The organism is Cytophaga hutchinsonii ATCC 33406 (genome assembly GCF_000014145.1).
GTDB lineage: Bacteria > Bacteroidota > Bacteroidia > Cytophagales > Cytophagaceae > Cytophaga > Cytophaga hutchinsonii.
Window position 1 is genome coordinate 3,433,527 of record NC_008255.1, and the last position, 13,529, is coordinate 3,447,055.

The 13,529-nt window shown below is 37.6% G+C and carries 11 protein-coding genes; 4 read left to right on the plus strand and 7 right to left on the minus strand.

Annotation, left to right across the window (positions count from 1 at the left end; translation table 11 throughout):
- Positions 1 to 30: 30 nt before the first annotated feature.
- From CHU_RS14550 to rffA, 7 genes are all read right to left on the minus strand, one after another.
- Positions 31 to 1,428, minus strand: a complete 1,398-nt coding sequence (locus CHU_RS14550; protein ID WP_238379293.1) for a LysM peptidoglycan-binding domain-containing protein — start codon at positions 1,426 to 1,428, stop codon at positions 31 to 33.
- Between the two features lie 21 nt (positions 1,429 to 1,449).
- Entirely contained in the window at positions 1,450 to 2,742 is a 1,293-nt protein-coding gene (gene rseP / locus CHU_RS14555; protein WP_011586346.1) for an RIP metalloprotease RseP, read from the minus strand.
- A 35-nt stretch (positions 2,743 to 2,777) separates the two neighbouring features.
- Complete coding sequence (locus CHU_RS14560; RefSeq protein WP_011586347.1) at positions 2,778 to 3,953, minus strand: 1-deoxy-D-xylulose-5-phosphate reductoisomerase; 1,176 nt, start codon at positions 3,951 to 3,953, stop codon at positions 2,778 to 2,780.
- Positions 3,950 to 5,440 carry a GH3 auxin-responsive promoter family protein gene (locus CHU_RS14565; protein ID WP_011586348.1) on the minus strand — a complete coding sequence of 497 codons (1,491 nt, stop codon included), beginning with the start codon at positions 5,438 to 5,440 and terminating at the stop codon, positions 3,950 to 3,952. Before CHU_RS14565 ends, CHU_RS14560 begins: the two co-directional genes overlap by 4 nt.
- Before the next feature lie 89 nt (positions 5,441 to 5,529).
- Complete coding sequence (locus CHU_RS18985) at positions 5,530 to 6,237, minus strand: GNAT family N-acetyltransferase (RefSeq protein WP_011586349.1); 708 nt, start codon at positions 6,235 to 6,237, stop codon at positions 5,530 to 5,532.
- Entirely contained in the window at positions 6,230 to 7,162 is a 933-nt protein-coding gene (locus tag CHU_RS14575) for a glycosyltransferase family 2 protein (protein WP_011586350.1), read from the minus strand. The genes CHU_RS18985 and CHU_RS14575 overlap by 8 nt, the downstream gene beginning before the upstream one ends.
- Positions 7,159 to 8,292 (minus strand): dTDP-4-amino-4,6-dideoxygalactose transaminase, encoded by a 1,134-nt coding sequence (gene rffA / locus CHU_RS14580; RefSeq protein ID WP_011586351.1) that lies wholly within the window; start codon positions 8,290 to 8,292, stop codon positions 7,159 to 7,161. The genes CHU_RS14575 and rffA overlap by 4 nt, the downstream gene beginning before the upstream one ends.
- A 95-nt stretch (positions 8,293 to 8,387) precedes the next feature.
- Here rffA and CHU_RS14585 point away from each other — a divergent pair, with 95 nt between their 5' ends.
- The 4 genes from CHU_RS14585 to CHU_RS14600 all read left to right on the plus strand — a co-directional run bounded on the left by CHU_RS14585 (position 8,388) and on the right by CHU_RS14600 (position 13,525).
- Complete coding sequence (locus CHU_RS14585) at positions 8,388 to 10,115, plus strand: hypothetical protein (RefSeq protein WP_011586352.1); 1,728 nt, start codon at positions 8,388 to 8,390, stop codon at positions 10,113 to 10,115.
- Between the two features lie 5 nt (positions 10,116 to 10,120).
- Positions 10,121 to 11,383 carry a hypothetical protein gene (locus tag CHU_RS14590; protein ID WP_011586353.1) on the plus strand — a complete coding sequence of 421 codons (1,263 nt, stop codon included), beginning with the start codon at positions 10,121 to 10,123 and terminating at the stop codon, positions 11,381 to 11,383.
- 25 nt (positions 11,384 to 11,408) lie between these two features.
- The gene (locus tag CHU_RS14595) at positions 11,409 to 12,131 is read left to right on the plus strand and encodes a glycosyltransferase family 2 protein (RefSeq protein WP_011586354.1); all 723 of its coding nucleotides are present in this window, start codon (positions 11,409 to 11,411) and stop codon (positions 12,129 to 12,131) included.
- Between the two features lie 74 nt (positions 12,132 to 12,205).
- The gene (locus tag CHU_RS14600) at positions 12,206 to 13,525 is read left to right on the plus strand and encodes a hypothetical protein (RefSeq protein WP_011586355.1); all 1,320 of its coding nucleotides are present in this window, start codon (positions 12,206 to 12,208) and stop codon (positions 13,523 to 13,525) included.
- The last annotated feature ends 4 nt before the right edge of the window (positions 13,526 to 13,529 follow it).

Sequence of the window (13,529 nt, forward strand, 5' to 3'; positions counted from 1 at the left end):
AGGCCTTCTTTATGTATACTAACGTTTCAATTACTTTGCATTTGGCGGCGGTAACTGGTTGATGATCTTCTGTGCCATTTTAGGAACGTTATCGCTCGCGATCTGATACACGTAACAGTTATTGGAGTTATAATGTACTTTAAATTTATCACCGGCAATTTGTTTTCCTGTTTTATCGAAGATCGAATAATGTACGGTAAATGTTCTTTCATAATTCAATGCCGCTCTATCCAAACAATTTTCATAATTCGTCTTTACTTCAAATTGATTGATGAAGATGTAATAATCAATGCTGTATTTCTCATCGAAATATTTAAAGAAATCCGGATTTTTAACAGACACACCAAAATATTTTCCGTTATCTGCCGGTGTATTATATTGCGATACAGGCTCCTGACTACCTGTGATAGAGCCAACGGTATTTTTCATCCAGTTGCCCTTTTTAGCTGTAGTTGTTGAAGTTGCAGCAGATGTCTGTGCTTGCTTTGCTTCGATCGAATTCGGGTTGTTGATTGCTGCCTGATAATTATAACTAACAGAAGAATATATTTTATTCAGATCTGTTAATGAATCACTGTTACTGCCGCCAAGTAAGTGAATGGTTTCATAGCCCGGAGCTTTTAATAATGTATTCAACCGTTTTCTGAATACCTCTCTTACTTTTGTGCGCTGCATGTTGGATTTTCCTGCGATCTCATCATCCGCATCTGAAAAATACAGGTATGGATCAAACGGCACAACTAAGATCTGCTTACGTGAAGAATCATAGGTATACGGCGTTCCCATATCATTAAACGGCGGTGCAAAATTAGATACACTGGTTAATGCCGGCTGATTCGACTCTACCGTTGCCGGTGGTGTTTCCGGTGACTTTGTCGGTGTTGTTGTTGTTGTTGTTGTCGGTGTTTTGGTTGTCGCTGTATTTGTTGTCGGATTTACAGCGGTTGGTGTTGTCGTTGTTTTGGTATCCGGATTGGTTGCTGTTGTAGTTGTATTATTATATCCCACAACAATTTCCTGTCCGGCTTTCAAATCCATATTGTTCATTTTAAGCAATTGCTCTACAGACGTATTATACTTCTTGGCAATTCCATAATACGTATCTCCCGGCTGCACTTTATATACCTGCGCATTTGGTTTTGATGCTGCCGACTGCGAAGTCTTGGCCATTGCTGAAGGGTTGTATGGAATGTTTACTACCTGCCCTACCTTAAGACCATTTTCCAGTTCAGGATTAATATCAAACAGATCCGTTAATGAAACACCGTATTTAGTGGAAATTCCATAGATCGTCTCTCCCGGAGATACCATATACTGCACATGTAATTTATTATTCAGTTTGGTAACGCCAATAGAATCCTGCACGCCGGCGAAAGAGACTACATGAATGAATAAGATAAGAACGGGAAGAATAATTTTTTTCATCATTATCATACTGAATACGGTTAGTTAAAAGATATTCCTGATTGCATCATTTGAAATGGCATAGAGCATTAATGATAACAATAGTAACATACCAATTTTTTGGGCATTTTCCAGAAATTTATCGGATGGTTTTTTGCCGGAAATAATTTCATATAACAGGAACATTACGTGTCCGCCATCCAATGCCGGGATCGGAAGCAGGTTCATAAACGCCAATATCATTGATAAGGTTGCTGTCAAACTCCAGAAATGCGGCCAGATCCACTTCGGTCCGTAAGCTTTTCCCATAGTAAAAAAACTACCAACTGAATTTGAAGGTTTTAACTCTCCGCGGAAAATTTTAGAGAATGCTTTTAATTGATCGGTTACAACTTTAATGGAAGAAGTAATTCCTCTTGGTACAGATTCGATAAAACTAAACGAACGTGTTGAGATCTGCATGCCGTTTTTAGCACCAAAGCCTATCAAGCCAGCTGTATCAACCTGCACGTTCAGTTTTACTTCCTGCTGATTGCGAACAACCAGCATTTCAACTTTTTTATTTTTATTTGCAGCAAGTACCTGCTTCAGATCATTGTAATAATTGATGCGTTGTCCGCTGATGCCGATAACAGAATCGCCCGCTTGCAGGCCTGCCTTCTCTGCATTGCTTCCTTTCATAACTTCTCCTACTGTAAACGGGAAATTCGGTTCGATAAACCCCTTCGCATTTTTTTCTGCCAGTTTATCCAGCACATTGCTTGGCAAAACAATAGTTAATGCTGCACCATTCCGGATAACTGTAAAGGAACTGTTCTGTTCCAGCAATGCTTCATAAACGTCCGCAAAATCATCGATCTGTTTTCCGTTAACCGCAACGATTTTATCTCCGTTCTGCAACCCAATTTCCTGAGCAATCGGCTGCGCTACAATACCATATTTGTTTACTTCACCGGCACTGATGTATTCTTCACCATTGATCCAGGTAAGGCTGATATTGATTAAAAAAGCAACCAGCACATTTACAATTACACCGCCCAGCATCACGATCAAACGCTGCCATGCCGGTTTACTTCTGAACTCCCATGCTTTTGGTTCTTCTTTCAATGCTTCGGTATCCATGGATTCATCAACCATACCGGATATTTTAACAAAACCACCTAAGGGAATTGCCCCTACAGAATATTCTGTGTCACCTTTTTTAAAACCAAAAAGTTTTGGAGGAAAACCAATTGAAAACTTTTCAACCCGCATGCCGAAATACTTTGCTGTCAACATATGACCCAGCTCATGTACTCCAACTAAAATCGACAAGCCCAGTATTAATTGGGCTGCCATAATCACTATTTCCATTTATTCTGAATTAACGGCTATTATTTAACTTTTACCTGCGTGTATGCACGCGCCAACGCTCTTGTCTGTGTATCTGTCTGAATGTAATCATCCAGCGTCGGAACAACAATATACGGTACTTTTGCCATACATTCAGCAATCAAATCAGGCATTTCTAAAAATGCTATCTCATCCTGCAGGAATTTTTCAACAGCGATCTCATTAGCAGCATTTAAAATACAGGCCATATTCCCTCCTTTTCGCAAGGCATCATAGGCTAATGATAAATTATGAAATGTTTCCGTATCAGGTTTGTCAAAGGTAAGGGCCGGATATTGTGTAAAATCAAACCTCGGATAATCGGACTTTAACCGTTCAGGAAAAGCCAGCGCATACTGTATCGGTAATTTCATATCCGGCAGCCCCATCTGTGCTTTAATGGAACCATCCTGAAACTGTACCATGGAATGTATGATCGACTGAGGATGCACAACAACATCAATCTGATCGGCTTCCAGACCAAATAACCATTTCGCTTCAATAACCTCCAAGCCTTTATTCATCAAGGAAGCCGAATCAATCGTTATTTTAGCGCCCATGCTCCAGTTGGGATGCTTTAAGGCTTGTTTTTTAGTTACATGCTCCAGATCTGCACGTTTCATGCCTCTGAACGGACCACCGGAAGCTGTCAGAATAATCTTCTCAATTTCATTCATTCCCTCTCCAGGCAAACACTGAAAAATGGCTGAATGTTCAGAATCAACCGGCAGGATCGCTACCCGATGCTGTCTGGCTAATGCCGTAACGATATCACCCGCAACAACAAGCGTTTCTTTATTTGCCAGGGCAATGTGCTTGCCTGCTTTGATGGCATGTATCGTTGGAATTAAACCGGCATAACCGACCAATGCGGTCAATACAACATCGATATCTTCCATCTCAACAACTGAAGCCAGCGCTTTGACTCCGCAATACACCTTTATATCCAGCGGCTCTAAGGCATGCTGAACGTTTGAATAGAGCCCCTCATTTCCAATGACAACTACATTGGGGCGAAATTCAACGGCCTGCTCTATAAGCAGCGCTGCATTATTTTCTGCTGTTAACACTTCAACCACAAACCGATCTTTATTATTCCGGATAACTTCAAGGGCCTGTGTGCCGATTGAACCGGTAGATCCAAGAATGGCAATGTATTTTTTTTGAGGGTCTTTCATGCAGTCAATATTATTGTAGCAAACGATCTGTCGTTTGATAATCGCGGCGCCTTATTCTGGCCTCCTAACTTACCCATTTTTTTCATACCATTAATAAATCCGCCGGCAGAAATTGAAGTAATTACTAACGGGCGTAAGATATTTCCTACTATTAAATCTTTGTAATAAATATTTTTCTGAATCATTTCCTGATCCAGATCGTGCGCGAACTGATCCATATCTGCGGGCATCGAAATGAATTCGATCAGCCATTCATGATACGGCAGACCTTCTTCAGGCGTTACCTGGGGCGCAACGGTAAACTCGGTAATGGAAACTTCCGGATGTTTCAGCAAAGCATTTTTCATGGCCTGCTCAACTTCTTCCCCGATTACATGTTCCCCAAAAGCAGATATAAAATGTTTTACTCTTCCGGTCACTACAATCCGGTAAGGAGCTGTTGAAACAAATTTTACCGTGTCGCCAATGGAATACGCAAACAAACCGGCATTGGTAGACATAACCAAGGCATAATTCACATCGGTTTTTACTTCCCCGATGGTTAACCGTGTCGGGTTTGCGGAGCCGTATTCTTCTACAGGAATAAATTCATAAAAGATTCCGCTGTTCAACAGCAGCAATAAACCTGCCTGCCCGGGTATATCCTGAAACGCAATGAATCCTTCGGATGCCGGATAGGTTTCTACGGTGTCGATTTCTTTGCCAATGCTTTCAATCAGTTTCCGTTTATACGGGGAAAAATTAACCCCTCCGTACACAAGCAATGAAAAGGAAGGGAATACATCTTTAATTTTTTTATGCGTACGTTCTTCGATGCGGTCAAAATACATTTGTACCCACGGCGGTATGCCGCTGATCAGTGACATATCCTGGTCGATCGTTTCATCTACAATTTTTTCCAGCTTGCTTTCCCAATCATCCACGCAATTGGTTTCAAAGCTTGGCAATTGATTGCCTCTCAAATAACCGGGTACATGGTGATTGACGATACCGGACAAACGGCCGATGTAAATACCGTTTTTCTTTTCCATAATCGGACTGCCGGATAAAAAAATCAGTTTCTTGTCTAAGAATTCTGACTTACCGGTTTGGTGCACGTAATTTAACAGCGCATCCTTCGCGCCATTTATGTGATAACCGATGGAATCTTTAGTAATCGGAATGTATTTGACACCCGATGTAGTACCGGAAGTTTTAGCGAAATACAAGGGTATACCAGGCCACAGCACATCCTGTGTACCTTGTTTTACCAGTTCAATGTATTCTTTGAAACCTTCATATTCTCTTACAGGAACAAGCCTGCAATAATCTGCATGTGACTGAATGGAATCGAATGCGTGATCTTTTCCAAAAGTTGTTTTTTGAGCTTTTTTAATAAGAAGATCGAACACGTTTTTTTGCGTGCCGACCGGATCTGAACTCCATTTTTTTTGCTTCTGAACAATCCAGCTTGCAAGTGGTTTGCTTAACCATGACTTTATTCCCATACATGCAAGTTAAGGAAAAGTTACTTGTTGAACCGGTAAGTACCTGTAGATTTTTGGTGTAATAAAAACATATTTATGCTAACAGATTGTTATCTGTTTTTCCAGATATGGAATAACGGCACAGAAGAAGTCTCCGTAAAACCCATTGATTCATATAAGCTGCATGCTGCAATGTTGTGTGCCTGCGTAACAATTTTAACAGGCATGTTTCCGGATTCGAAAGCATTTACTACACAGTGTTCAATTAATGCTTTCGCAATTCCTTTTCCTCTGAATGCTTTTTCTACAGCTATCAAGCCAATCTGCGCAGCATCCTGTTTAAAAGCCAGTGTTACAAAACCAGCTAACTGATTTGAAAGAAAGACACCAAATACATGATCGGCCAGTTCGTGTTTTACAGACTTTTCAATCCAGGCAATGTATAATTTTTCAAAGTCCGATTTATCAAAGTTTGTGTCTTTATAAAATCTTGATTCAATGCCGCTTTCAAATGTCAATTGAATCAACGCTTGTGTTACCTGATCAATTTCTACAATATTATGGATAGGCTTTTTCTCCGGATTGCTCCATGCCGCCAACTCATAGGTGCGCTTGTGTTCAACGGGTGGCTGATTAAAAACATCATACAATTTATTTTGTATCGCTTCAGATGCTGCGGTCACATACATCAAATCAAAAGATCCGGTATCAAATGCTATTTTAAGTGCATCGGCTTCTTCCGCATTTGTTACGTGTGCCTGACCAATATTACGGTTGAAAAACGTACTGTCCCAGGATAATGGCTGTATATTATTCATGTGTTAAGCCAATTGTTTGCTGGATAATATAAACAGGGCGGTCTTTTACGCGGTCAAATGTTTTGCCTATATACAAACCAATAATTCCCAATATTAAAATCATTATTCCGCCCAAAAACCAAACAGAAATAATGATGCTGGCAAAACCTGCCACTGAAATATCTCCATGAAGATAGCGGACAAATTGAATGATAGCAGCAAAGAACGCCAGGCTTGAAATTAAAAATCCAAACTTTACGGTAAGCCGTAAAGGCTTATCCGAAAACGCTAGAATTATATCCAGTGCCATGCGCAACAACTTGCCGATATTGTAAGAAGTTTCCCCAACAAGGCGCGCCTGATGATTAACTTCAACAGCTGTAAGTTTAAAACCAACCCAACGGACCATAGCCGGGAAATACCTGATTTTATCTTTCATGGACAAAATCGCTGCAATTACTTTTTTATGATAAATACCAAAATTAGCAACGCTGCTATCCTGTTTTGTTTCTGTCAAATAGCCCAGTACTGAATAAAATACTTTTGAAAACATGCGTTTGAAAAAAGTATCTTTACGTACCAAGCGTTGCGCCAATACGATATCAAATCCACTTTTTGCTTTTTCATATAGCTTGAAAATTTCTTCGGGTTGATCTTGCAAGTCACAATCCATAACAACAACCCATTCTCCTGTTGCATACTCCAAACCTGCGTGAATGGCATAATGCTGCCCGAAATTTCTGGAAAGATTTATTCCTTTTACACGCTTATCCTGTTCTGCCAATTCAACAATTGTTCCCCATGCATTATCCGGGCTGTTATCATTTACAAAAATAATTTCAAAGTGAGGAGTTATTGCCTGTAATGCCTGTACAAGTTTTTGATACAACTCATGCAAACAAGACTTGCATCCATATACAGGAGATACGACAGAAAGGTGAATCATATTTTTTCTGAATAAAAAGATAAGATTTTAGTACAAATAAATTCCTGATCTTCGGTGGAAAGATCATAAAACAAGGGCAACCGAACCAACGTTTCTGCATACTGATCTGCATAATCCATCGATCTTCCATCGTGTTTATCTGAAAAGTAAGGTGATTTATGAAGCGATAAATAATGAAACACAGCCAGAATATTATGTGCTTTTAAATAATCAATCAATGCGGTCCGCTCTTCCAGAGAATTGCAGATCACATAAAACATATGTGCGTTGTTGGTTGCATACGCCGGTATATAAGGCAACCTGAGTTTTTTATGTTCCGCTAAGGGGCTTAGTGTATTGTAATAGGTATTCCAGATTTCCAGTCGCTTAGCCTGAATTTCAGCTACGTTTTCTAACTGCGCATATAAAAAGGCGCTTATAATTTCAGATGGTAAAAACGAGGAACCAACATCTACCCAACCATACTTATCTGTTTCGCCTCTAAAAAAAGCGCTACGGTTTGTACCTTTTTCCCAGATAATTTCAGACCTGTTACAATAATCTGAATTGTTTATTGCCAACAGTCCGCCTTCTCCGGAAATGATATTTTTTGTTTCATGAAAACTGAATGCACCAAAATCGCCAATGCCGCCCAATGGTTTATCTTTATAATAGGAGCTTATTGCCTGCGCGGCATCTTCCACTACGAATAACTGATATTTTTTTGCAATGTTCATTACAACATCCATATCACACGCTACGCCGGCATAATGCACCACAACAATCGCCTTTGTTTTAGATGTGATCAGACCTTCAATCAACTCAACGTTCATATTTGGTTCAGTTGCTAAACTATCTACAAATACAAGCTTTGCGCCTCTTAATACAAAAGCGTTTGCCGTTGAAACAAACGTAAACGTTGGTAATATAATTTCATCCCCCGGTTGAATATCCATTAACAATGACGACATTTCCAGCGCATCTGTACAGCTTGATGTCATCAATGTCTTTGTGAAACCGTATGTGGAAGTAAAGAAATCATGACATTTTTTAGTAAAAATGCCATTTCCTGAAATTTTCCCTGAATGAACAGCCTCATAGATGTAATGAACTTCTTTACCTGTTAAATGCGGTTTATTAAAAGGGATCATATTATTTTTTTAATTAACCAAATATAAGTGTTAAAATTTGTAATTTTAACACTTCACCGGGATATACTATTCCGTATTCAACAGATACCAAATAGATGCTTAACAAAACGCTTACCAATACTGTAGTTATTTCATTTTATACACTGCTGAGCATTTTTTTTACATGGCCTCTTTTAGTACACCTTCATGAGGGATTTATTTCTCCGGATACAATGGGAGATTCATCTTCCTATATCTGGGATGTATATATTTTCAAAAATAATATAGCCAACAACAACCCGTTGTTTCATACTGAAAAAGTATTGTCTCCTATTGGTGGTAATTTATGGATGCATGGCTACATGCCCGGCATGTGCAGCTTTTCACTCTTATTTAAAAATAATTTTCTGGGCATGAATCTGTATATCATGCTCCATTTTATTCTGTCTGCCTTTGGAGCGTATCTGCTTTCCATGTATCTGAATAAAAACAAACTCATTTCATTTATTATTGGTGCAGCATTTTCATTTTCTGCATACAAAATGCTTCGGTTAACCGAACATTATACACTTGTGCTTACAGCAACGATTCCATTTTACATACTTTGTTTTTTAAAAGCATTTGATTTTTCAACCAAATCATTTCTACCCGTAATCATTTCTAAAAAACATTTTTATTTGTGTATTCTGCTTGGATTCTTAACCATTTTAAATGACTACTATGCAACATTCTATTTGCTTTATTTTTCATTCGCCTGGTTTGCTTTTTATAAATTTTACCCATACTGGATCAACTTATCGCGTATAAAAAAAACAGGTATGTTGCTTATATTATTTATTGGCATGCATTTAATTATCGAACCGCTGGTAATACATGGTTTCGACGACAAAGGCGGTATTTGGTGGGGAGGAAATATGCTTGCATTTTTTATTCCCAACGACAATTCCTGGCTCTATAACAATGCCTCTCTTGAGCCACTAACATCCATTGCTTACAGAGGCATGCATAATTTAGAAAATCAGCTCTTTTTAGGGTACAGCATTATATTTGTGGGCATTATTCTTCTATACAATTTCTTTAAAAACAACCTGCCTAAAGAAACAGCTCCGTGGATTTTCATAACCGCAATATTTTTTTTACTTGCAACTCCAATCATTTATTTCGGTTCGCATAAAATAATTTATAGCCCTACGGCCATCATCCACTTCATTCCGTTCTTTAATAATATCCGTTGTAATACCCGCACGGTTATGATGATTGAACTTACGTTACCAATTATTGCCGGTTATTTTTGGGCACAAACAATTGCCCGCAAACCAAATATTCTGTATAGTTACGCATTACCCGTATTGTTGCTTTTTTATATGATTGTAGAGTTTAAACCTAAACCTTATAACTTACTTGTAAATGCAGATGCCCCGGCAATCTATGATGCTGTAGCAAAAAGCCCCAATAATAAAGTTTTAATTATGCCTACAGGTGTGAATGATGGACTGCACCACATAGGCAATTTTAATAACCTGGAACATTTTTATCAAACCATTCACAAAAAAAGTATCACGGGCGGATATCTTTCAAGAGTTTCTGACAAAGTATTTGAAAGCTATCAAAACGATTCCATCATGAATACGTTGATTCTGTTAAGTGAAAATGCGAATTATCCATTCTCTATACCGAGCCAGAGCCAGATTACGACATTTAACAACACATTTAACGTAGATATGTATTTGATTAAGCCAGACTATATCAATACAAATGCTGAAAAATATATTATTGTTTTATTGAAAGGAAAATCTTTTGTAATAACTGAAAAAGATGGATTTAAATTGTATGAATTAAAATAAGTAACATGTTAAAATCATTCGTTCTGTTTTTTCTTTTATTTTGTACATTATTGACCTTATCTGTAAACAAGCATATCCGCAGGGATATTTTCACCTATAAAAGTGAGATATGGGGAGATAAAGCAGGTTACTATATTTATTTACCGGCATTGTTTGAATATAATTTTGATGCGCAGAAAATGCCTGCAGCTATTGAAGCAAACACAGGTAATGGTTTTATCCTAAACGGCCATACCATTATAACAAAATATCCGGCAGGAGAAGCTATAATGATTGCCCCCTTCTGGCTGATCAACAAACTAGTCAACCCTTCCGATTCGCCTTTCGATAAATCATATCATTATACAATAGATGTTGCTGCGGCCTTTTATACAGCCTTAGGCCTGCTGCTTTCGTTTATAATATTTAAAAAATACACTTCGATTCCATATGCATCGTTGCTTTGTGCCGCCATGCTGCTCAGTACAAATCTGCTGTATTATAGTATTGATGAAACAGGAATGTCACATGCATACTCTTTTATTCTTTTTACAGCATTATTATTTATAGGCATTAACCTGACGGATTATTTATCGCTCAAACCCATCAAAACACTTATTTCGCTGGGCTTACTGGGCGGTATGATTTTTCTGGTGCGCCATGTGAATATACTTTTTTTTATCCCGGTTTTATTGGTTACACAAAACAGCCTAAGTGAAATCCGGATCACAGCAAAAAAAATATTTTTTTCTAAAATAAGTACAATCATGTATGGCATCATGTTCCTTATTGTACTACCTCAACTCTTTTATTATTATTATATAAATTCAACTGTTTCAGCAACACCTTATTATGGCGAAGGTTTTTTTTACGTCTTCAGCCCAAAGATACTGGAAGTCTTATTCGCACCTGAAAATGGCGTTTTCATATATTCCCCATTTTTATTGGTTGTTTTATTATGGAATATATCCTCGTATTCGTTTAAAAAACCTATTATTTTTATGCCTTATCTGCTCTTTTTTAGTGTTATATATCTATATGCCTCCTGGAGCAGTTATGAACTTGGCTGTGGTTTAGGACACAGGAGTTTAGTAGAATTTTATCCTTTCCTGTTCCTTCCTTTAGCGAATAGATTAAATAAACAGAAAATATCAATTATATTTGTACTTCTGTTTACACTATGCAGTTTTTACACATTAAAAATGATGTATAGTTTTGATGGTTGTTTTGGTTCACTGGATTGGGATTGGCAGCAATATTACCGTCATCTTATCAGCCCGGTAAAATAAAAAAATAATTACTAATAATTTTAATATGTCGCAGATTAAAACGCTTTCTATTGTAATTCCTGCATATAATGAAGAACGCACGATTCATTTAATTCTTAATAAAGTTTTGGATGTAACGCTTGTTAATGATATTCAAAAGGAAATAATTTTAGTGAATGACTGTTCAAAAGACAATACAAAATCAACAATAGAAAAATATATTAATGATCATCCCGGTCACAATATCGTTTTATATAATCATGAAGTAAACAAAGGAAAAGGGGCAGCGTTACATACCGGGATCGAAAAGGCTCAGGGGGAAGTTGTCATTATTCAGGATGCCGATCTGGAATACGATCCAAGAGAATACAACATTCTTTTACAGCCAATCCTTGAAGATTTTGCAGACGTTGTTTATGGCTCCCGTTTTATCGGTGGGCGCCCGCATAGAATTTTATTTTTCTGGCATACCATTGGAAATAAAATGTTAACGTTTGCCAGCAACATGTTCACCAATCTGAATCTTACAGATATGGAAACGTGTTACAAAGTATTTAAAAGCGATATCATTAAAAAAATTGCACTTAAAGAAAAACGTTTTGGTTTTGAACCTGAAGTAACGGCACGTATTTCGCAAATCCCAAACATCCGTATTTACGAAGTAGGTATCTCCTACTATGGCAGAACATACGAAGAAGGTAAAAAGATCGGAATGAAAGATGCATTCAGAGCCTTATTCTGTATTATCAAATATAACTTATTCAAATAGCACCAAGCTGCTTCTTTTACTGTAAAATAACTAGAGTGTCCCCGATGTTCTAGTTATTTTAGTATAATACCTTTATGCAGACACCGTCACTTAAAAAAAGCTTATTCTGGACTGTACTCAGTTTGTTTGTGCTGCATCTTTGTGTAATTGGCAATACACAAAGCGGACGTGATAATTATAAGGATATATTAGAAGTTGATGCTGTTGGGTATTATTCCTTTTTACCTGCATTCTTTGAATATAACGACCCTAATTTTACTTTTTTAGATAAAATTGAAAATCCATTTATTTCAGGTGCAACCTCATTGGTTCGCGTGCCAACTGAAAGAGGGAACATCGACAGATATTTTATAGGAACCTCCATCCTGATGGCTCCTTTTTATCTTGCCGCAACATGTTTTTCTGATCCGCAGGATGGCTATGGCAAATATCAATTGTTATCCATCAGCATCGCAGCATCTTTTTATTTGTATGCCGCATTTTTCCTTATTGGGTTATTTTTAAAAAATCAATTTCACCTGCATCAAAAAACACTTATCATCACCATTATAAGTTTTGCACTGGGAACAAATTTGTTTTATTACAGTATTTTTGAACCGGGTATGAGTCACATTTACAGCTTCTTTATGGTTGCTGTTTTTTTTACCTGCTGGCAAAAACTTGCTGTAACCCAAAAGTATATATACTTTCTGTTTGCCGCCCTGGCATTGGGTCTGATAACAATTATACGACCTGTAAATTTACTTATCGTACTTTGTCTTCCATTGATCTGGCCCAACGTACTGGTTCATGTTATTCAGGATTTATTTTCTAAAAAAATCCCTTTCCTTGTAAGCGGTATTATGTTATTCAGTGCGACTATTTTTATTCAGTTGCTTTATTATAAACTGGCAATTGGCGCCTGGTTCATTTATTCTTATAAAGAAGAAGGTTTTGATTTCACTTCTCCTCATATTACAGATGTGTTATTCAGTTACCGAAAGGGATTGTTTGTTTACATGCCTATGTTGTTTGTTGCCTTAGCCGGCATCTATTACTGGTCACGGAAACAAACGTTTCTATACGGCAGATGGCTTATCTCCTTTGCACTGATTGTTTTTGTTTTATCGAGCTGGTCAAGCTGGGCATATGGCGGCTGTTTTGGAAACAGGGCTTTTATTGAATATTATATGTTGTTTATTATTCCTTTTGCCTTACTGGTTGAACATACAACTTCTCCTAAAATACTGTATGCTGTAATTGCCGCACTCATTCTACTCTGTCAGATTCAAACCTATCAATACAGATATGCCTACATCCACTGGGATGAAATGAACAAAGAAAAATACTGGAAAGTTTTTCTGCGTGTAGATTACCTGATCAATAAAAAACCGGTTCATGAGATTTATAAATAATCCT

Excerpts from the sequence above, each read along its gene's own strand:
- CHU_RS14565 (WP_011586348.1), bottom strand. The coding sequence starts at position 5,440 with ATGGGAATAAAGTCATGGTTAAGCAAACCACTTGCAAGCTGGATTGTT.
- CHU_RS14585 (WP_011586352.1), top strand. The coding sequence starts at position 8,388 with ATGCTTAACAAAACGCTTACCAATACTGTAGTTATTTCATTTTATACA.
- rffA (WP_011586351.1), bottom strand. The coding sequence starts at position 8,292 with ATGATCCCTTTTAATAAACCGCATTTAACAGGTAAAGAAGTTCATTAC.
- CHU_RS18985 (WP_011586349.1), bottom strand. The coding sequence starts at position 6,237 with ATGAATAATATACAGCCATTATCCTGGGACAGTACGTTTTTCAACCGT.
- CHU_RS14550 (WP_238379293.1), bottom strand. The coding sequence starts at position 1,428 with ATGATGAAAAAAATTATTCTTCCCGTTCTTATCTTATTCATTCATGTA.
- CHU_RS14575 (WP_011586350.1), bottom strand. The coding sequence starts at position 7,162 with ATGATTCACCTTTCTGTCGTATCTCCTGTATATGGATGCAAGTCTTGT.
- CHU_RS14590 (WP_011586353.1), top strand. The coding sequence starts at position 10,121 with ATGTTAAAATCATTCGTTCTGTTTTTTCTTTTATTTTGTACATTATTG.
- CHU_RS14595 (WP_011586354.1), top strand. The coding sequence starts at position 11,409 with ATGTCGCAGATTAAAACGCTTTCTATTGTAATTCCTGCATATAATGAA.
- rseP (WP_011586346.1), bottom strand. The coding sequence starts at position 2,742 with ATGGCAGCCCAATTAATACTGGGCTTGTCGATTTTAGTTGGAGTACAT.
- CHU_RS14600 (WP_011586355.1), top strand. The coding sequence starts at position 12,206 with ATGCAGACACCGTCACTTAAAAAAAGCTTATTCTGGACTGTACTCAGT.
- CHU_RS14560 (WP_011586347.1), bottom strand. The coding sequence starts at position 3,953 with ATGAAAGACCCTCAAAAAAAATACATTGCCATTCTTGGATCTACCGGT.